This is a genomic window from uncultured Jannaschia sp., from assembly GCF_947494025.1.
GTDB lineage: Bacteria > Pseudomonadota > Alphaproteobacteria > Rhodobacterales > Rhodobacteraceae > Jannaschia.
In genome coordinates this window covers 146175-165714 of record NZ_CANLTQ010000001.1, presented here as the reverse complement: position 1 = coordinate 165714, position 19540 = coordinate 146175, and the positions used below count along the sequence as shown (strand labels likewise).

Genomic DNA, 19540 nt, shown 5'->3' with positions numbered 1-19540 from the left:
CTTTCGCCCATCCGGGGCGCAAACGCACCGCCGGGCAATGCGCCTTGCCACTACGCAGAGCCTTGAAGATGCAAACGGGAGGGGACCGCCATGGCGGATGACGAGCGCAGGCAGGGGCGGCGGAGCGGCGGCGGCGCCGCGAAGCGCGCGGAACGCATGTCGGGCCGCGTCGAACAGGCCCGCTACATCACCCGCAACATTCCGGACTTCGACATCCTGAACGAGGAGGCCATGTCGGTCATCGAGGATCAGGCCGAAACCGTTCTCCAGGAGATCGGGGTTTCGTTCCCGGAAAATCCCGCCGCGCTGGATCGTTGGCGCGAGGCGGGGGCGGATATCCGGGGCGATCGGGTCCGCATCCCGCGCGGCCTGGCCCGGACGCTGTGCGCGACGGCGCCGTCGAGCTTCACGCAGATCGCCCGCAATCCTGACCGAAGCGTCGAGATCGGGGGGCGTAACCTCGTTCTTGCGCCGGTCTATGGCCCGCCCTTCGTGCGCGACGGCGGCGGCCGACGCTATGCGACGATGGCGGATTTCGAGAAGTTCGTCCGGCTCGGGCACATGTCGCGATGGCTGCACCATTCCGGCGGCACGGTCTGCGAACCGACCGACCTTCCGGCCAACAAGCGCCATTACGACATGCTCATGGCGCACATGACGCTGACCGACAAACCGTTCATGGGTTCGGTTACGGAACCTAGCCGGGCGCGCGACTCCGTGGAGATGGCGGATATCCTCTTCGGCGGCCTCGCGGACCGGACGGCGCTTGTCTCGCTCATCAACATCAATTCGCCCCTGACCTTTGACTCGGTGATGATGGGCGCGCTCGAGGAATATGCAGCGGCCAATCAGGCGACGATCATCTCGCCCTTCATCGTCGGCGGCGCGATGGCGCCGGTCTCCGTCGCGGGGACGCTGGTGCAGGTATTGGCGGAGGTCATGACGGGCGTGGCCTACAGCCAGCTCGTGCGGCCCGGCGCGCCGGCGATTTTCGGGGCTTTCGTGACCTCGATCGACATGAATTCCGGCGCACCGACATTCGGAACGCCCGAGGCGTCGCAGATCACGTATGCCGCAGGGCAGCTTGCCCGGCGGCTGAACCTGCCCTATCGCAGCGCAGGCTCGTTCAACGGGTCGAAGCTGCCGGATGCGCAGGCGGCCTACGAATCTGCGAACTCGCTCAATGCCGGTCTGCTGTCGGGGGTCAATTTCATGCTGCATTCCTGCGGCTGGCTCGAGGGTGGGCTGGTCGCGGATTTCGAGAAGTTCGTAATGGATGCCGATCAGCTGGGCGTGCTGCACAAGCTGGCGCAGGGTGTGCATCTCGACGAGGATTCGCTCGCGCTCGACGCGATCCGGGAGGTCGGTCCGGGCGGGCATTATCTCGGCTGTGCGCACACGCAGGCGAACTTCAAATCGGCGTTCTGGAAATCCGACCTGCTCGACTACAAGCCGTTCGAGACTTGGGTCGACGAGGGAGCGCGGGACACGCGGGCCCTGGCGACCGCGCGTGTCGAGAAGCTTCTGGGCGCCTACGAACAGCCACCGATCGATCCGGCGGTCCGGGAGGCTCTGCAGGAGTACGTGGAACGGAAAAAGGCGTCGATGACCGACGCCTTCTCCTGAAGCTCTAATGTCGCGGCGCCGTCAGGCGGTGCCGCGCCGGAACGCCTGAGCCTCGGCAAGGAGCGCCACGAGAATATCGACGTGGCGCGCAAGACTGTAGTTCTTGTCCGACGTCTTGCGCCGGTTCTCCAGGGCTGCCTCGATCGGAAGAAGTTTCTCCAGAGCGGCCTTCGGCGAGGCAGGGATCGCTATGCGCAGCATGCGGCGAAGGTCTCGACGGCGTTCGTAGCGGACGGTCCCGTGCGCGGCTGCCTCCACGAGGAGCCCGGGGCGACGAAGAGCGGCAAGTTCACTGGCGATATCGCACATGGTCGGTGTCCAAGTTGGGGTCGGTATGCGCCACAATCTGGCCCGATTGTCGCCACTGTTGCGCCAAAACCGGGTGGACCGTTCGCCCTATTCTTATCGTTTACATTTTGGAAACAATTGGCGCTGCATTGGCAACAATTAACGGTCTGGTAACCAATCGGGGCGACTCCTGACTCCGTTTTCCATAGGATTCCCTTGGAGTTGTTCGATGTCGTCGTCACCCGCATCTGTCGCCGCCGCGACGCTTCCCGAATGGGTCCCGGAAGCCGCGCGGGCCTACCTCGCCCATGCCCATTCCGGTCGCCCGCTCCGGGACGTTGCCGCGGAGATCGGCTGCGCCGCCTCGACGATCCTCCGGCAGGTGCGCCGGATCGAGCAGCGCCGGGACGATCCCCTCGTGGACGATATCATGGAGCGGCTCGCAGAAGCGGCCGGCGACCCAGCGGTTTACACGAACCAGAAAGAGACCCACCCGATGTCAGCACTCCCCCCACGCGCGGCCCTCATCGACGACGAGACCCTCAATCGCGAAGCGAAGCGTGTGCTGCGCCGTCTGTGCGAGGCGGATGCGTTTCTCGCTGTGGGACAGGGCATGCCGCAGGCGGCTGTCCTGCGCGAGACGGGGGGGACGCCGACGCGGACGGCCACCGTGCCCAAACTCGTGGCACAAGCCTTCGTGTTGAAGGACTGGGTGGCGTGCTACAAGGCGGGGCGGATCACGCGGTATCGCATCACCGAAGCCGGGCGGGCTGCGCTGAAACGTCTGCTGAGCGACACGCTGAACGCCCGGGTCGAGGCTCGTGGCATGGCGGAATCGCCGAGCCCTTTCCTGACGCAGCATATGGATGTCGGCCAGAGGGTCGTGTCCAGCCCACGGGGCGACGAGACGCTGCGGGTGAACCTCAGTGAATCGCCCTTGGGTGGTCTGGCCCGCAAGAAGGACCGGGACGGAAAGCCGTTCCTGTCGATGGACCTCGTCGTCGCCGGCGAACGGCTGCGCGAGGACTTCGAACGCGCGCAGATGGGCCCCCGGATCGGCCAGAACTGGGAACGGTTCCTTACCGCCGGCAATCGCGGCGACGTGGCCCCGGGAAACAATTGCAGCGGACCCGAGGATGCGCGGCAACGCGTATCGGACGCGCTCCGCGCGCTCGGGCCTGGCCTGGCCGACGTCGTTCTGCGCGTTTGCTGCTTCCTCGAGGGGCTAGAAACAGCGGAGAAACGGATGGGTTGGGCGGCGCGATCGGGCAAGATCGTGCTCCGCATCGCGTTGCAGCGGCTCGCCGCGCATTACGATGACCTTCACCAGTAAACGTCTTTCGGCATATGCAAAAGCAAGACGCCGCCGCTTTACCGGCGGCGTCTTTCGGTTCCAGGTGAACCCTAGCGGTTCTCGACGTCGACGTAGTCGCGCTGCGCCGCGCCGGTATAAAGTTGCCGCGGCCGGCCGATCTTGAGGGCCGGATCCGAAAGCTGCTCCTTCCATTGCGAGATCCATCCGACGGTCCGGGACAGCGCGAAGATCGGCGTAAACATCGATGTCGGGAAACCCATCGCCTCGAGAATGATCCCCGAATAGAAATCCACGTTGGGGAACAGCTTCTTTTCGGCGAAATACGGATCGGCGAGGGCCTGCTTCTCCAGTTCCTTGGCGACCTGAAGCGTCGGATTGTCCTCTATGCCAAGTAGTTCCAGCACTTCGTCGGCCGATTGCTTCATCACCGTCGCGCGGGGGTCGAAGTTCTTGTAGACGCGGTGGCCGAAGCCCATCAGGCGGAACGGGTCGTCCTTGTCCTTCGCCCGGGCGATGAACTCGGGGATCCGGTCCACAGTCCCGATCTGACGAAGCATCTCCAGGCAAGCCTGGTTCGCACCGCCATGCGCCGGACCCCAGAGGCAAGCGATCCCCGCCGCGATGCAGGCGAACGGATTCGCGCCGGACGAGGAGGCAAGCCGGACGGTCGAGGTAGAGGCGTTCTGCTCGTGATCGGCGTGCAGCGTGAAAATACGGTCCATCGCCCGGGCGAGGATCGGGTCTACGTCGTACCGTTCGGACGGGACCGAGAAGCACATATTGAGGAAGTTCGCCGCGTAATCGAGGTCGTTGCGCGGATAGATGAAGGGTTGCCCGATGGAATACTTGTAGGCCATCGCCGCGATGGTCGGCATCTTGGCAATCAGCCGGAAGGACGCGACCTCGCGTTGCCAGGAATCGTTGATGTCGGTGCTGTCGTGATAAAAGGCCGACATCGCGCCGACCACGCCCACCATCGTCGCCATCGGATGCGCGTCCCGCCGGAAGCCCCGGAAGAAGTTGTGCATCTGCTCGTGGATCATCGTGTGACGCGTCACCGTCGTCTCGAAGGTTTCGAGCTTATCGGCCGAAGGAAGCTCCCCGTAGAGGAGCAGATAGCAGACCTCGAGATAGTGCGATTTCTCGGCGAGCTGTCCGATCGGATAGCCGCGATGCAGCAAAACCCCCTCGTCGCCGTCGATGAATGTGATCGCGCTCTCGCAGGCGGCGGTCGAGGTGAAGCCCGGATCGTAGGTGAAGACGTCCGCGTTGCTGTAAAGCTTGCGGATGTCGACGACGTCGGGGCCCTCGGTCGGGGAAAGAACGGGCAGTTCGTGGCTTTTGCCGTCGAGGGTGAAACTGGCCGTCCTGTTGCTCTCTGCCATATACGTCCTTTCGCTTGGGCCGGGCATAAGTCACCCGGTAACCGGTTGTATGATCGCATCATGCTGTCATTCGTCGAACGCGAATCCCGTAAGGGAAGGGTCAGCCAACGGACAGGGATTCCGCAGCATCGGCAATCCGGGCGAGCGTTTCGTCCCGTCCGAGAACAGCCATCATATCGAAGACGCTCGGCGTTGCCGTCCGGCCTGCGAGCGCCGCGCGCAGCGGTCCCGCGATCCGGCCGAGACCCAAGCCTCTCGACTGCGCAAACTCCTTCGCGATTTGCTCCAACCTGTCGCGCTCCCAAGTAGCGCTTTGCAGCTGCGGCGTCAAATCGCCGAGCAGGGCGCGCGACTCCGCATCGAGCGCCTGCGCCGCCTTGTCGTCGGTCGTCACCGGTCGCGAAACGAGGGCGAACCGGGCGCGTTCGATCACTTGGGGCAGGGTGCGGCTCGCCGTCTTCACGAGGGGCACGGCACGGGCGAGCGCCGGAGCCTCTATCGGCGCGTTCCCCGCACGCGCGTTCCAGTCGAGCGCTGCGGAAACGACCGCGTCGTCGTCCATCGCGCTCAGGTGCTGGCCCGACAGGTTCTCGAGTTTCTTGAGGTCCAGACGCGCGGGTGCCCGGCCGATCCCGTCGAGATCGAACCAAGCCCGCGCCTGCGCATCGTCGAAGAACTCGTCGTCGCCGTGGCTCCAGCCGAGCCGCGCGAGGTAGTTGCGCATCGCCGCCGCAGGGAAGCCCATTTCGGCATATTCCTCGACGCCGAGGGCACCGTGCCGCTTCGACAGCTTCTTGCCGTCCGCGCCGTGGATCAGCGGGATATGCGCCCAGACCGGCTCGGACCAATCCATCGCCGCGTAGATCTGCGCCTGCCGGGCGGCGTTGTTGAGGTGGTCGTCGCCGCGGATCACGTGGGTGACGCCCATGTCGCGGTCGTCGACCACGACGGCGAGCATGTAGGTCGGCGTGCCGTCCGATCGTAGCAGCACCATGTCGTCGAGTTGGTCGTTCTGCACCACCACCTCGCCCTGGACGATGTCGCGGACGGTCGTCGCGCCCTCGCGCGGGGCGCGAAGCCGGATGACGTGCGGTCGATCCGGGCGGTCCCCGGGACCCGCATCGCGCCAGGGACTGCGGTAAAGGGTCGAACGCCCTTCGGCCCGCGCGGTCTCGCGGAACGCCTCGATCTCCGTCTGCGTGGCGAAGCACTTGTAGGCATGGCCTCGCGACAGCATCTCCCGCGCCACTTCGGCATGGCGCGGGGCATTCGCCGCCTGGCTCACGGGCTCGCCGTCCCAATCGAGACCGAGCCAGGTCAGCCCATCGAAGATCGCCTGGGTCGCGGCCTCGGTCGAACGGGCGCGGTCGGTATCCTCGATCCGCAGAAGGAACCGCCCCCCGTGTCGACGCGCGAACAGCCAGTTGAAGAGTGCCGTGCGTGCCCCGCCGATATGGAGATATCCGGTCGGCGAGGGGGCGAAACGTGTGACGATCGGGGCGGTTGGCATGGCGTGTCCTCGTCGATGGGCCGGGGGCGCGTGATGGTTAACGCTTTGTATACCCCGCGAGGCCTAGTGTCGCGCGGTTGATAGGCAGCCCGAACAGGGAGGGCAAGGATGCACCCCGTCGACGCTGCGACCCTTCCCTACAGTCTCTGGCAACGCATTTGCGCGTCGATCCAGAACCTCCGCGGCCGTCGTCTGCCATGGCTCGCGCTGGCCTTCGGCACAGGAGTCGGCCTTTACTTTGGCCTGCCCGTGGAGCCGGATCGCGCGGCAGCCTCGGCGATGGGGGTGGCCGCTCTGGCCTGCCTCGCTCTCGCGTGGCTTGGTCGGGCCGGTGCCGGGTTCCTCGCGCTGATCGCCGCGACCTTGGTCGCCGGCGTTCTCGCCGCGCAAATGCGCACGAACCTTGTCGCCGGCCCCGTGCTCAGCTGGCGCTACTACGGCGCGGTCGAGGGCCGGATCGTCGAGATCGACCGGTCCGCTTCGGGCGCGATGCGGCTCACGCTCGACCGCGTGCGCCTCGACCGGATGGGGCCGGCGGAGACGCCGCGCCGTGTTCGCATCTCGCTACAGGACGAGACCGGCATGACGCCGAGGCCGGGCCTCCGCGTGATGACCACCGCGCATCTGTCGCCCCCCGCCGGTCCGACGGAGCCGGGCGGGTTCGACTTCCAGCGCCACGCCTGGTTCCTGAAGCTCGGCGCGATCGGCTACGGGCGCGTGCCCCTGCTGCTCGCAGAGGCCCCGCGGGGCGGAACGGCCCTCTGGATCGCACGGATGCGGGCCTTCGTGGGCGAAAGCCTCCGCGAACGTCTGCCGGGGCAGACAGGACAGGTGGCCGCGGCGATTACCACGGGCGACCGCTCGGGCCTTTCCACAGAGGTGACGGAGGCGCTGCGGGCGTCCAACCTCGCACATCTTCTGGCGATCTCCGGCCTGCATATGGGGCTTCTCGTCGGTTTCGTCTTCTGGGCCGTCCGCGGGGGCCTGGCACTCGTGCCGCCGTTGGCACTGAACTATCCAACGCGCGAATGGGCCGCCGCCGTCGCCTTGCCCTTCGCGCTCTTCTACCTGTTCCTGTCCGGGGGCACGGTCGCCACGCAGCGGGCCTTCGTCATGGCGGCGGTCATGCTCGGAGCGGTTCTGCTCGGCGCCCGCGCCCTGTCGATCCGTAGCGTGGCCATCGCGGCGATTGCCGTCTTGCTCTGGCAGCCCGAAAGCCTCACGGGGCCCGGATTTCAGATGTCCTTCGCTGCCACCGGAGCGCTTGTCATCGTCTTCAACGCGGTTTCGCGGCGCGGATCGGGGCCGTGGTTGCGCGGCTGGAAGGGGGCGGTCCTGTCGTTGCTGCTGTCCTCGATCGTCGCGGGCGCCGCGACGGGGCCGTTCGCGGCGCTGCACTTCAACCGGGTCGGGCAGTTCGGCGTCCTCGCCAACATGCTGGCCGTGCCGATGATGGGGACAGCGGTGATGCCGCTCCTTCTTATCGGACTGATCCTCATGCCGCTCGGTCTGGAAGCCCTCCCGTTGACGATCGCGGGTTGGGGGATCGAGTGGATCCTCGGGGTCGCGCGCCAGGTGGCCGATCTTCCCGGATCGGTTCGCCCGATACCGGCCCCTGACTGGCGGGTTCTGCCAGTCATGGGCCTGGGAATGGCGGTGCTCGGCGCAGCACGCGGGTGGGGAACACGCGGCGTCGCGGTCGCGCTCGTCGCGATCTCGCTGGGACTCTGGGTCCGTTCGCCGCGACCGGCGATCCTAATCTCCGACGATGCGCGGTTGCTGGGCGTCACGACGCAAGCGGGTCGGTGGTTGAGCCGCGATACAGGGGTCGGCTTCGTCGCCGAGGCTTGGCTGGAAAATGACGGCGATCCGGCATCGCAGGCCGAGGCCGCCGCGCGACCGGCGCCCTCCGATCCGGCGTTGCCGCGGTTTCACGTCGCCCGCGGCAAGCGCGATCTGCCTGCGGCGGTCGCGGCCTGCGGGCCGGGCGACTGGCTCATCTCGGCAAACCCGGCGGTTGGGGCGCGGAAGGGGTGCACCGTCTTCGATCCGGAAACGATGAAGGCCCTCGGCGCCGTCGCCGCCTCGCCGAACGCCGTCGGGTCCCTGAAGATCACGACGGCGAAAGAGATTCAGGGCGCGCGACCATGGGTTCCGCGCGCGCCCAACTGACAGGATCCATACCCGAACGCTTGTCGCGATCCGCCCGGCCCGCAGCGAAGCAGTCACGGCCGGGACCTGCGTCTGGACGATCGGCTTCAGTAGGTCCGGATCAGTCCGACCAGCCGGCCCTGCACGCGGACTTGATCCTCCCGCAGAAGGCGCGTCTCGTAGGCGGGATTCGCCGCTTCCAGCGCGATCATGCCGTTCGAGCGACGATAGCGCTTCAGGGTCGCCTCCTGTCCCTCCACCAAGGCGACCACGACCATGCCGTCATCGGCCGTCCGCTGTTCGCGGATCACGACGATGTCGCCGTCGTTGATGCCGGCGTCGATCATCGAGTCGCCGCGAACCTCCAGTGCGTAATGCGTTCCCCCGTGGCCCAGCATCTGGCTCGGCACCGCCACCTGGCTCGAAACCTCGCTGATCGCCTCGATCGGCACACCGGCGGCGATGCGTCCCATCACGGGAAGTTCCATCGCGTCGACGGCGACCGGCCTGGCCCGGGTCGGCGTCGCGTCCGGCCGATCTCCCTCGATCACTTCCGGCACGAACCCCGTGCCCCCCATGTCTTCGGGCAGGCGCGTGATCTCGATCGCCCGCGCCCGATGCGCGAGCCTGCGGATGAAGCCCCGCTCCTCAAGCGCGGTAATCAGGCGGTGAATGCCCGATTTCGACCGCAGGTCGAGCGCATCCTTCATCTCGTCGAAGGACGGCGGCACGCCGTCGCGCTGCACGCGCTTGTGGATGAAGGCTAGAAGATCGCGTTGCTTGCGGGTCAGCATCGGTCCCGTTTTCCTCGATAAGCTCGCGCAGTGAGTAGCGCCGTCACGCAATGTTCTATTAAGGTTCCCGTTTTGTGTCAACACGACCCATCAAAGCGGCAAATCGACGACATCGACGATGTCGCCCGTCTCGCGTGCGGGATCGTTCGGCGGGCGCAGGATGAGGAGATCGGCGCGGGCCAGCACGGAAAGGAGGCTGCTGTCCTGCCTTGCCTCCGCAACGCAGCCCCCCTCTACGCGGCGGCCACGCATATAGTGCTGCCGCCCGCCATTCGCCGGAAGCGGCGCGGACAGCGGGCATCGCACGGTCGCGACCTCCGGCGGGAGCCCCAGCATCCTGCGGAGCATGGGCAGAAGGAAGACCACGCCGCAGACCATGGCCGAAACCGGGTTTCCCGGAAGGCCGACCATGACAGCGCCCTGCAGGCGTCCCGCAAGCAACGGCTTGCCCGGGCGCATCGCGACCTTATGGAAGGCAAGGTCGAGCCCGGCCGCACCGGCTGCGCCTGCGACCAGGTCGTGATCGCCGACGGAGGCCCCGCCGACCGTCACGACGAGGTCGGCGCCCCGGGCCAGATCGAGCACCGTCCGCAGGCTTCCGGTGCGGTCGCGGGCGATGGGCAGGATCCGGACTTCCGCCCCGGCGGCTTCCAGCATCGCGGCGAGGCCGTAGCCGTTCGAGGCGGTGATCTGGCCCGGGGCCAACGGCTCCCCGGGCGCGCGAAGCTCGTCGCCCGTCATCACGATCGCCACGCTCGGGCACCGGACCACCGGGACGTCGCCGTGACCCATCGCAGCGAGCAGGGCGATGTCCCGACTGCCGAGACGTCGTGGCGCGGCCAGCTTCATGCCTTGCTCGAAATCGCCACCGGCCGGGCGGATGTAGTCGGACAGGTCGAGGTCGTCGCCGAGGCGGATCGTGTCGCCGTCCCGCGTGACATCCTCCTGGATGACGACGCGACGGCTACCGGGCGGAAGCGGGGCGCCCGTGAAGATGCGAACGGCGTCCCGCCCCTTCAGGGCACCGCCGTAGGGATGGCCGGCCGCGGCCTCGCCCACGACCCGGAACGTGTCGCCGGGGGCGGGGTTCGCGACGGCGACGGCGTAGCCGTCCATCGCGGAAGCGGGGAAGGGCGGCTGGCTCTGCCGCGCGGTGACGGGCGCCGCCAGCACCCGCCCCGCGGCCGCTCGGAGCGGAACGGTCTCCGGTGCGAGCGGCACGACGAGTTCGAGTAGTCGGGCGGTCGCCGTCTCGACCGAGATCACGGCGCGGACCAGTCGCCCGATTTTCCGCCGGACTTCGAGAGCAGACGCAGGCCGCCGATCTCCATGTCCTTCTGCACCGCCTTCGCCATGTCGTAGACCGTCAGACAGGCGACCGACACGGCCGTCAGCGCTTCCATCTCCACTCCGGTGCGGCCGGCGGTCGCCACGGTGGCGGTGATGCGCAGCCCGGGCAGCGTGTCGTCCGGGACGAGGTCGAGCGCGACCTTCGAGAGCGGCAACGGGTGACAGAGCGGAACAAGGTCGGCCGTGCGCTTCGCCCCCATGATCCCGGCCAGCCGCGCCACACCGATGACGTCGCCCTTCTTCGCGCTGCCCGACCGGACGATGTCGAGGGTTTTGGCGGACATCCTCACCCAGCCCTCGGCCACGGCGACGCGGTCGGTCGTGGCCTTGCCGGAGACGTCGACCATATGCGCGGCGCCGGCCTCGTCGAAATGCGTGAGCCTGCTCATCGATTGGCCGCGAGAGGCGCGGAGAGCAGGTCGCGGGTCGCCTGCGCGACGTCGTCCTTCCGCATCAGGCTTTCGCCGACGAGGAAGCACCGCGCGCCGTGCCGGGCCAGATCCTCGAGATCGGCGGGGGTGGAAAGACCGGATTCGGCGACGAGCACACGATCCTCCGGGGCATGCCGCGCGAGGTCGCGCGTCACCTGGAGATCGGTGACGAAGGTATTGAGATCGCGATTGTTGATCCCCAGCAGTCGCGACCCGAGCCGCCCCGCACGGTCTAGCTCCGCGCGGTTGTGGACCTCGACCAGCGTATCCATTCCCCATTCCCCTGCCGCCGCCTCGAGCTCGGCGGCCTGCGCGTCGGACACGCCGGCCATGATGATCAGGATGCAATCGGCGCCGAGCGCCCGGCTCTCGGCCACCTGCCAGGGATCGTAGAGGAAGTCCTTGCGAAGCACCGGCAGCTCGACCGCCGCGCGCGCGTCGGTGAGATACGCATCGTCGCCCTGAAAGGACGGCGCGTCGGTGAGGATCGACAGACAGGTCGCGCCCCCGCTCCCGTAGGCCCGCGCGAGGGCGGGCGGGTCGAAATCGGGGCGGATCAGGCCCTTCGACGGGCTGGCCTTCTTGATTTCCGCAACGAGGCCGTAGCCGGAGATCGCGGCCCGCTGAAGGGCGTCCGCGAAGGGCCGCACGGGCGGCGCGGCGGAGGCGGCAGCCTCGATGGCGGACTGGCCGCGGGCGGCCTTCCGTTGGGCTATTTCCTCGAGCTTGTAGTCCCGGATACGGTCGAGGATCGTGGGGGTGCTCATGCGGCCTCCGAGGTGATGCGGGCGAGCCCGTCGACTTTGGCGCGCGCGGCGCCGCTGTCGATCGCCTCGGCCGCCATCTCCGCACCGCTTCGCAGATCCGACACGCGGTCGGCGATGAGCAGGGCGGCGGCGGCGTTCAGAAGCACGGCGTCGCGGTAGGCGCCGGGCTCGCCGGCGAGCAGCGCCGCGAAGGCGCGTCCGTTCTCCTCCGGAGTGCCACCGAGGATGTCGCGGAACGGATGAACAGGCAGACCCGCGTCCTCCGGATGGACCTCGCGGCCGGTGATGCGCCCGTCCGCGAGCACGGCCACCTGCGACACGTCGGAGATCGACAGCTCATCGGTCCCGTCGCCGCCATGGACGAGCCAGGCCCGTTCGGAGCCCAGCTGCTGCAGCGTCTCGGCCATCGGAAAGATCAGGTCGGGCGCGAAGGCCCCGGTGAGCTGCCGCTTCACGCCGGCCGGGTTCGTCAGCGGACCGAGGATGTTGAAGATGGTCTTGCAGCCGAGCTCCTGCCGCACGGGCATGACGGCGGCCACGGCGGGGTGGTGGACGGGCGCCATCATGAAGGCGATCCCGACCTCCACCAGCGCGCGCTCCACCAGGGCCACATCGACCATCACGTCGATGCCCATCTGCATCAGCGCGTCGGCGGAGCCGGACTTGGAGCTGAGGTTGCGGTTGCCGTGCTTGGCGACGGGCACGCCCGCTCCGGCCACCACGAAGGCGGCGGCGGTCGAGATGTTGAGCGTGCCTTTGCCGTCGCCGCCGGTGCCGACGATGTCGATGGCGTCCTCGGGGGCGCGGACCGCCCTGCAGCGCGCGCGCATCGCAGCGGCCGCGGCGGCGTATTCGGATACGGACTCGCCCCGTGCGCGCAACGCCATCAGCAGCCCGCCCATCTGCGCGGGCGTGGCGGTTCCCTCGAAAAGCTCCTCGAAGGCGGCCTCGGCCTGACTGCGGGACAGGGGACCCTCGGACGCGGCGAAAATGAGGGGCTTCATCGTGTCGCTCACGGGTCAGGCCGCTTCTGTCTGGGGCATCAGATCGAGGAAGTTACGCAAAAGCGCGTGGCCGTGTTCGGATGCGATGCTCTCGGGATGGAACTGCACGCCGTGGATCGGCAGGTCGCGGTGGCGCAGACCCATGATCGTGCCGTCCTCGAGTTCGGCGTTGACCACGAGCGTCTCGGGCAGGGAAGCCCGCTCGACGATCAGCGAATGGTAGCGGGTCGCGTCGAAGGCGCCCGGCAGGCCGGCGAAGACGCCGGTGCCGTCGTTCCCCATCCGGCCGAGCTTGCCATGCACGATCTCGTTCGCGCGGACGACGCGGCCCCCGAAGGCCTGCCCGATCGCCTGATGCCCGAGGCAGACGCCGAACAGCGGTGTGCGCGTCTCGGCGCAGGCCTCGACCATGGCGAGGCAGATGCCCGCCTGATCGGGATCGCAGGGTCCGGGGGACAGAAGCACGCCGGCGGGGTTCATCGCCATCGCCGCCTGCACGTCGATCGCGTCGTTGCGCACGACCTTCACCTCGGCGCCCTGCTCGGCCACGTAATGGACGAGGTTCCAGGTGAAGCTGTCGTAATTGTCAATCAGCAGAAGCAAGCCAGTCCCTCCGATCGCGTGGGCCGCAAGGGGTGCGCCCCCCACTCACGCGGGTTATAGGGAGCGCAAAGGCCCGGGGAAAGGGCCGGTCTCGGATCGAGCGGGGGTGAGGGCATGCGGAACGGCACGGTGCTGGGCGTGATCTGCGGATTACTGGCGTCAGGTATCCTGATCGGCAGCGTATCCCTGATGGAGCCGCGTTCCGAGCCGTCGATCCCCGCCGCGTCCGATGCCGCGCCTTTGGAGCAGCCTGAGCAGGGCGAAACGCGGAATCCGCAGGCATTGGACAGGGCGGACCGGCGCCTGTCGGTGCCCGAGGAACCGGATGTCGGCGCGTCGTTCGGCGCTGCCCCGGTGGGCCGGGTCGAGGATCGGGACCAAGGGGACGGATCCGCGGGGCCGTTGGCGGCAAACGGACCCGCCGCGGCGGACCTGAAAGAAGCTCCAACGGATGCGCGGGACGCCGTCGCCTTGCCTGGCGCAAGCGAGTTCAACCGACCGCCGGAGGACCGGGCGGTCGCTCCGCCCACCGCCGCGTCCGCACCGAACGCGACCCCCGCCGCGCAGGCCCCTGCCGTTCCCGGCGCGTCGCCGGAGGCACCGCGCGCGCAGACGCGCAGCGGCGCCGCGCCCCGGGCCGGCGAAGTGACCGGCTTCGCGGGCGATCCGGCCTTGGAACCGGCGCCGACCGTACCCACAGACGCGACGGAGACCGCGCCGCGCCCCATGGCGGAGGCGCGCGTATCGGTGCCCGAAGCGGAGCCCGCCGCTTCCATGGACAAGCGGCCGCCGGCGCGGGACAACGGGGCACCCGTCACGCTCGTCCCGCGCGAGTAGGCCGCCCCCGCGTCGCGTCCGGTGGATGTCGTGCCCGTCGGGCAGTTCGACGCGGCGAAGGTTCCGCGACCCGTCATGCCTGACCGCGAGTGCGAGGCAGCGGCCGGCTCCTGCGTGACCGCCCGCGCTGCTTTCGGGGCGCGGCGGTCCGGGGCGGCCGTGGTGGCGGGCTGGTCTCCCCGCGAATGGACCGGGCGCTGCGAAGGCGGCGCGCGCGGAACGGTTCGACGCAATCGCGCGGGCACCGCCTTCCGCGGTGCTCACGATGCAATAGCGCGGCCGATCGGCGCGCCTTAGCCGATCTCGTCCGGCAACTCGATCCGCGCGACCTGTTCGGAGATCGGCTCGACGGAGAGCGGATGCGTCTCCTGCACATGGGCCTGCGGATCGTCCACCCGCTGCCAGACGTTGGTCTTGAAAACCTCCAGCGCGGAGAACTGCGCCTTGTAGCCCATCTTGGGGGAGCCGGGCACCCAGTAGCCCAGATAGACGAAGGGCAGGCCAGCCTCGCGCGCGATCTCCACATGGTCGAGGATGATCTGGGTGCCGAGGCTCTGCTGCGGCAGGTCGGGGTCGTAGAAGGAGTAGACGAGCGACAGCCCGTCGTCGAGTACGTCGGTCAGACAGACGGCCCGCAGGACCGGCGCGTCCCCGTCGGTCTTCGGGCGGTCGTCCCAGTACTCGATCACGCGCGTGCGGATTGGCGTCTCCTCGATCATCGCGGCGAACTCGAAGATGTCCATGTCGGCCATGCCGCCATTGGCATGACGCGTGGCGAGATACCGGCGGAACAGCCCGTACTGCGCTTCCGTGGCCCATGGCGACGTCACCTCGCGGCGCAGATGCGCGTTGCGGTTCAGCGTCTTGCGTTGGGATCGCGACGGGACGAAATCCGTGCAGCGGATGCGGGCGGACAGGCAGGCCGTGCAATCGGCGCAGCTCGGCCGGTAGAGAACGTTCTGGCTGCGACGGAACCCCTGTTTGGAGAGCTTGTCGTTGAGCGCCGTCGCGCCCGAGCCTTGCAAGGCCGTGAACAGCTTTCGTTCACGGTGTCCGTCGATATAGGGACAGGCTTGTGGCGCAGTCACGTAGAACTGCGGCGTCAGCGGCAGGCTGTGGCGCATGGAAGACATTTCACCCGTGTCTGTTTGGCCGGACCCTATCCCACCCGGACCGGCCGTCAACGAAAAATGGCCGGTCCGGCAAACCGCAAGCCTCAGCCGGGGCGATTGATCGCGGCCGATCCGAGCACGAAATCCGTCAGGCTCTGCCGGCGGGGGGTCGCCGCAATGGTTGCGATGGAGAGGAACCAGGGCACCACCGTCACGACCGAGGCATAATAGCCGCCGACATGGGCGATGCTTTGTGCGAGGTCGAACCGTTCGCCGTCATGGCCACGCAACTCGACCCCCATCAGACGCATCCCCCAGGTGGCGGACCCCCCGGCGATCGTCGCGATGCGGTAGAGAAACCCGATTCCGAGAAAGAAGAGCGGCCAGAGAAAGAACCCGATCGTGAGGGTGAGCACGCCCGCGAGGATCGTGAGAAGCGTGATGACGATTGTGTCCACGATCCACGCCACGCCGCGCTTCACCGCGACGCCGTCGTAGAATTCAGGCGCGGCAACCGGATTGGGAAGGCGGCTCGTCGCGCGGGTCGAAACGTCGCTCCATTGGGTCATCTGCGTCTCCTTGCGGCTCGATTGCAAAGGTGGGCCCCGCTCCGCGACGGATCAAGTCGCGGGGCGGGAGGCGGGAGGCGGGAGGCGGGATCAGGCGTCCGAGGGCCGGGCCGCGTCGCCGGATGCGGCGCGCTTCTCGCGGTCTTGCATGAACTGGTCGAACTCGGCCTTGTCCTTGGCTTCGCGCAGCCGCTCGAGGAAGCTTTCGAAGGCCTCCTGCTCGTCCTCCAGGCGCCGCAGCATGTCCGCCTTGTAGGCGTCGAACGCGGTGTTGCCCGAGCTGCGGAAGCGCGTCGGCGTCATCCGCCGCGCCTGTTTGCCGCGGAAGGAGCCGACGATACGGCGGGACCAGAGGGCGTAGGCGAGGATCGCGAGGCCGACCGGCCAGGCGACGACGAGGGCGACGATCGTGAGCGCGATCCACGCCCCCTTGCCGCGGGCGTCGAGCCAGGCTTCGGCCTTGGCGAGCCAGTTTCCGGAAATACGACCGACATTGGCGGTGGCTGGGGTCATCTGCGTCTCTCCTGTCGCTATGTGAATTGCTTTCACATTATCGATGTGGTCGCGGCCGTTCGCCTTCGCAAGGTGGCCGCGCGAGAAAAGTTAAGACCGTATACATGTACTCCCGGCAGGTGACTTCCTTCCTCGAAGTGTCATATTCGGGATCATGGCTGATATCCGATCCTCCGACCGAATGCTGGACCTGTCCGATGCGCATCGACTGGCGCGTGGAAAGGTCCGGGACGTCTTTGCGCGGCCCGGGCGGCCCGATCAGCTGCTGAAGACCCTTCGCGGCACGAAACGGATTGCCTATGCCCGCCGGCGGGGCGTGCGGGCCTGGATCAAGCGCCGGGCGGGGCTTGGTCCCTACAGGTATCTCCTGAAGGAATACCGCTGCTACCTGCGCGTCGCGCATCGGGCGGAGCGCCTCGACCGTCCCATTCCGATCGCCGAGTTCGGCTCCGTCGTGCGGACGGATCGTGGTCTGGCGCAGGTGGCCGTGCGCGTCCCTGACGCGCAGGGCGCGCTGGCGCCGACGCTCCGCGACCTGATGCGGGCTGGCCGGGACGACGCCGTGCCGCTCGGCCCGCTGAACGCGTTCGTGCGTGATCTGTACGACCTGAACGTCGTTGTGCCGGATCTCACGGCGGGGAACGTCGTCCTCGACGCCTCCGTTTCAGGCGGCCGGTTCCTGCTGGTCGACGGCTACGGCGAAAAGGCGTTCGTTCCGCTTCGCACCTGGTTTCCCGCGATCAACGCGCGCGCGCTCGGCCGCGGGTTCGCACGGATCGCCGCGGGGTCGCCGCTGCGGTGGAACGGAACTGCGCGGCGCTTCGAGGCTCAGTAGCCGCGCCAGATCCAGCCGCCGCCGAAGATGCGCGTCGAGTCCAGGTCGTAGAACACGCAGGCCTGTCCCGGGCTCACGCCTTCCTCCGGCGTTAACAGCTCGACCTCGGCCCCTCCGTCGGACAGGGGGCGCAGGATGGCCTCGCGGGGCGGACGTGTCGAGCGGACCTTGACGCCGACATGCCATTCCGGCCGCGAATGGAGAGGCGCGTTGCCCAGCCAGTTGATCTCGCGCAGGGGAACCAGCCGCGTCGACAGCGCCGATTTCGGGCCGACCACGACCCGCCGGGTCTCCGTGTCGAGCTTCACGACGTAGAGCGGCTCCGCCAGCCCGCCAATGCCGAGCCCGCGCCGCTGCCCGACCGTGTAGTGGATCACCCCCTCGTGTCGTCCGAGTTCGCGCCCTTCCATGTCGACGATCGTGCCCGGCTCGCCCGCGCCGGGGCGCAGCTTCTCGATCACGGCGGCGTAGTTCCCGTTCGGCACGAAGCAGATGTCCTGGCTGTCGGGCTTGTCGGCCACGGGCAGGCCGTAGCGGGCGGCAAGGGCGCGGGTCGCGGCCTTGTCGGGCAGGTGGCCCAGCGGGAATCGCAGGTAGGACAGCTGCTCGCCGGTCGTGGAGAACAGGAAGTAGGACTGGTCCCGCACCGGATCGGCCGCGCGGTGCAGCTCCGGACCGTGGGGGCCGTCCGCACGCTGAATGTAGTGACCGGTCGCCATGCAGTCCGCATCGAGATCCTTTGCCGTCTCCAGCAGGTCGCGGAACTTCACGCGCTCGTTGCAGCGGATGCAGGGCACCGGCGTCGCGCCGCCGAGATAGGCGTCGGCGAACTCGTCGATCACCGCCTCGCGGAACGTGTTCTCGTAGTCGAGCACGTAATGGGGGAAACCCATAGCCTCGGCCACGCGGCGGGCGTCGTGGATGTCGCGTCCCGCGCAGCAAGCGCCCTTCTTCGCGAGTGCCGCGCCGTGATCGTAGAGCTGCAGCGTAACACCCACCACGTCGTAGCCCTCTTCGGCCAGCATCGCGGCGACGACCGAGGAATCGACGCCGCCCGACATGGCGACGACCACCCGGGTCTCGGCGGGCGGCTTGGCGAAGCCGAGGCTGTTGACGTCGGAACCTTGGACAAGGTCGCGGGGCATGGGGGACTCTCCGTGGCCGGCTAGAGCCGCGAGATATAGGAAAATCCGAGATATTCGCAAGGCTTGGCTTCACCCGCGCTTAACGACGCCCCGCGCAAGAACGCCTCCAGACGGCCAAGGAGGACGAAATGTACATTAGAAAGGGACCGGGGCCGCGCATCGTCACGCTGCCCGACGGCACCCAGATGACACGGGCGGATCTGCCGCCGGTGGGGACCACCCGCTGGGTCGCGCGTCGCAAGGAGGCCGTGGTCCGCGGCGTGCAGTCCGGGCTGATCCCGCGCGAGGAGGCGCTCGCGCGCTACGAGCTGACGGACGAGGAGTTCGACGGCTGGGAACGCGCCATGACCTCCTACGGAACGGACGGGTTGAAGACCACGCTTCTTCAGCAATATCGCTGATCGGGGGGATCGGGCACGACGCTTGTTCCGGGTTAAGGGGACGCTACGTTAACGCTAGTAACGTTAAGTTAACCATTTCCGTTAATGTTGGCGTCAGACCCCGGTGAACCCTCGGAGAAAGACATGCGTATCCTGCTCGTCGAAGACGACCCGACCACCTCGAAGAGTATCGAGATGATGCTGGCCAGCGCCAACCTCAATGTCTACGCCACGGATATGGGCGAGGAGGGGATCGATCTCGCGCGGCTTTACGATTACGATCTTATCCTTCTCGACCTGAACCTGCCGGACATTCACGGTCACGACGTCCTCAAGCAGCTGCGCATGAGCCGGATCGAGACGCCGATCCTGATCCTGTCGGGCGACGACGGCACCGAGAACAAGATCCGGGGCTTCGGCTTCGGCGCCGACGACTACATGACCAAGCCGTTCCACCGCGACGAGCTGATCGCCCGCATCCATGCGATCGTGCGCCGCTCCAAGGGTCATTCGCAGTCGATCATCCGGACGGGATCGGTCGCCGTGAACCTCGACGCCAAGTCCGTGGAGGTCGACGGCAAGCCGGTGCATCTGACCGGCAAGGAATACCAGATGCTGGAGCTGCTTTCGCTCCGCAAGGGCACGACGCTGACCAAGGAGATGTTCCTCAACCATCTCTACGGTGGCATGGACGAGCCCGAACTCAAGATCATCGACGTCTTCATCTGCAAGTTGCGCAAGAAGCTTTCCATCGCGACGGGCGGCGAGACGCATATCGAAACCGTTTGGGGCCGCGGCTACGTGCTGCGCGATCCCGAAGAGGCCGGCGGCAAGAAGAAGCTGGCCCACGCCTGACCCCTCCGGGCGAGCGGACCGGGAAGCCGTCCTTCGGGGCGGCTTCTTTCTTGTCCGGAACCCGCTGCCG

The 19540-nt window shown here is 67.7% G+C and carries 20 protein-coding genes; 7 read left to right on the top strand and 13 right to left on the bottom strand.

All coding sequences use genetic code 11. The features are described 5' to 3' along the window. The first annotated feature begins 90 nt into the window (after positions 1-90). Complete coding sequence (locus Q1B08_RS00840) at positions 91-1626, top strand: trimethylamine methyltransferase family protein (protein WP_299813231.1); 1536 nt, start codon at positions 91-93, stop codon at positions 1624-1626. A gap of 21 nt (positions 1627-1647) precedes the next feature. On the opposite strand, the gene Q1B08_RS00835 is transcribed toward Q1B08_RS00840, so the two are convergent. Beyond that, positions 1648-1935 carry a DUF6477 family protein gene (locus Q1B08_RS00835; protein WP_299813228.1) on the bottom strand — a complete coding sequence of 96 codons (288 nt, stop codon included), beginning with the start codon at positions 1933-1935 and terminating at the stop codon, positions 1648-1650. 208 nt (positions 1936-2143) lie between these two features. On the opposite strand from Q1B08_RS00835, the gene Q1B08_RS00830 reads away from it, so the two are divergent. Further along, a complete protein-coding gene (locus Q1B08_RS00830; protein WP_299813225.1) occupies positions 2144-3247 on the top strand; it encodes a DUF6456 domain-containing protein in 1104 nt (367 codons plus the stop codon). 71 nt (positions 3248-3318) lie between these two features. Here the strand turns inward: Q1B08_RS00830 and Q1B08_RS00825 are convergent, their stop codons facing one another. Continuing rightward, a complete protein-coding gene (locus tag Q1B08_RS00825) occupies positions 3319-4614 on the bottom strand; it encodes a citrate synthase (RefSeq protein ID WP_299813222.1) in 1296 nt (431 codons plus the stop codon). Between the two features lie 100 nt (positions 4615-4714). Then, on the bottom strand, positions 4715-6124 hold the full coding sequence (gltX, locus tag Q1B08_RS00820) for a glutamate--tRNA ligase (RefSeq protein WP_299813219.1): 1410 nt from the start codon (positions 6122-6124) through the stop codon (positions 4715-4717). 108 nt (positions 6125-6232) lie between these two features. Between gltX and Q1B08_RS00815 the strand changes: the two genes are divergently transcribed. Next, on the top strand, positions 6233-8296 hold the full coding sequence (locus Q1B08_RS00815; RefSeq protein WP_299813214.1) for a ComEC/Rec2 family competence protein: 2064 nt from the start codon (positions 6233-6235) through the stop codon (positions 8294-8296). A gap of 86 nt (positions 8297-8382) precedes the next feature. Here the strand turns inward: Q1B08_RS00815 and lexA are convergent, their stop codons facing one another. The 6 genes from lexA to Q1B08_RS00785 form a co-directional block, all read right to left on the bottom strand. Then, positions 8383-9069, bottom strand: coding sequence for a transcriptional repressor LexA (gene lexA, locus Q1B08_RS00810; protein WP_299813209.1), 687 nt, complete (start codon positions 9067-9069; stop codon positions 8383-8385). 90 nt (positions 9070-9159) lie between these two features. Next, positions 9160-10335 (bottom strand): molybdopterin molybdotransferase MoeA, encoded by a 1176-nt coding sequence (locus tag Q1B08_RS00805; protein ID WP_299813206.1) that lies wholly within the window; start codon positions 10333-10335, stop codon positions 9160-9162. Then, complete coding sequence (gene moaC / locus Q1B08_RS00800; RefSeq protein WP_299813203.1) at positions 10332-10808, bottom strand: cyclic pyranopterin monophosphate synthase MoaC; 477 nt, start codon at positions 10806-10808, stop codon at positions 10332-10334. Before moaC ends, Q1B08_RS00805 begins: the two co-directional genes overlap by 4 nt. Beyond that, a complete protein-coding gene (trpC, locus tag Q1B08_RS00795) occupies positions 10805-11617 on the bottom strand; it encodes an indole-3-glycerol phosphate synthase TrpC (RefSeq protein WP_299813200.1) in 813 nt (270 codons plus the stop codon). The genes moaC and trpC overlap by 4 nt, the downstream gene beginning before the upstream one ends. Continuing rightward, entirely contained in the window at positions 11614-12633 is a 1020-nt protein-coding gene (gene trpD / locus Q1B08_RS00790) for an anthranilate phosphoribosyltransferase (protein ID WP_299813197.1), read from the bottom strand. The genes trpC and trpD overlap by 4 nt, the downstream gene beginning before the upstream one ends. 3 nt (positions 12634-12636) lie before the next feature. Beyond that, the gene (locus Q1B08_RS00785; protein WP_299813193.1) at positions 12637-13224 is read right to left on the bottom strand and encodes an aminodeoxychorismate/anthranilate synthase component II; all 588 of its coding nucleotides are present in this window, start codon (positions 13222-13224) and stop codon (positions 12637-12639) included. 114 nt (positions 13225-13338) lie between these two features. Between Q1B08_RS00785 and Q1B08_RS00780 the strand changes: the two genes are divergently transcribed. Then, complete coding sequence (locus Q1B08_RS00780) at positions 13339-14061, top strand: hypothetical protein (RefSeq protein ID WP_299813190.1); 723 nt, start codon at positions 13339-13341, stop codon at positions 14059-14061. A gap of 293 nt (positions 14062-14354) precedes the next feature. Here Q1B08_RS00780 and Q1B08_RS00775 read toward each other — a convergent pair whose 3' ends face one another. From Q1B08_RS00775 to Q1B08_RS00765, 3 genes are all read right to left on the bottom strand, one after another. Continuing rightward, positions 14355-15185, bottom strand: a complete 831-nt coding sequence (locus Q1B08_RS00775) for an arginyltransferase (protein ID WP_299813187.1) — start codon at positions 15183-15185, stop codon at positions 14355-14357. A 92-nt stretch (positions 15186-15277) separates the two neighbouring features. Continuing rightward, the gene (locus Q1B08_RS00770) at positions 15278-15742 is read right to left on the bottom strand and encodes an RDD family protein (RefSeq protein WP_299813184.1); all 465 of its coding nucleotides are present in this window, start codon (positions 15740-15742) and stop codon (positions 15278-15280) included. A 90-nt stretch (positions 15743-15832) separates the two neighbouring features. After that, the gene (locus tag Q1B08_RS00765; RefSeq protein WP_299813181.1) at positions 15833-16255 is read right to left on the bottom strand and encodes a DUF2852 domain-containing protein; all 423 of its coding nucleotides are present in this window, start codon (positions 16253-16255) and stop codon (positions 15833-15835) included. 154 nt (positions 16256-16409) lie between these two features. On the opposite strand from Q1B08_RS00765, the gene Q1B08_RS00760 reads away from it, so the two are divergent. Further along, on the top strand, positions 16410-17090 hold the full coding sequence (locus tag Q1B08_RS00760; protein ID WP_299813178.1) for a YrbL family protein: 681 nt from the start codon (positions 16410-16412) through the stop codon (positions 17088-17090). On the opposite strand, the gene mnmA is transcribed toward Q1B08_RS00760, so the two are convergent. Further along, positions 17084-18235 (bottom strand): tRNA 2-thiouridine(34) synthase MnmA, encoded by a 1152-nt coding sequence (gene mnmA, locus Q1B08_RS00755; protein WP_299813175.1) that lies wholly within the window; start codon positions 18233-18235, stop codon positions 17084-17086. The two genes, Q1B08_RS00760 and mnmA, sit on opposite strands and share 7 nt — an antisense overlap. Positions 18236-18363: 128 nt before the next feature. Here mnmA and Q1B08_RS00750 point away from each other — a divergent pair, with 128 nt between their 5' ends. Both Q1B08_RS00750 and ctrA read left to right on the top strand, forming a co-directional pair. Next, a complete protein-coding gene (locus Q1B08_RS00750; RefSeq protein WP_299813173.1) occupies positions 18364-18636 on the top strand; it encodes a DUF1153 domain-containing protein in 273 nt (90 codons plus the stop codon). Positions 18637-18759: 123 nt separating this feature from the next. Further along, entirely contained in the window at positions 18760-19470 is a 711-nt protein-coding gene (gene ctrA / locus Q1B08_RS00745) for a response regulator transcription factor CtrA (RefSeq protein ID WP_299813171.1), read from the top strand. Positions 19471-19540 lie beyond the last annotated feature (70 nt).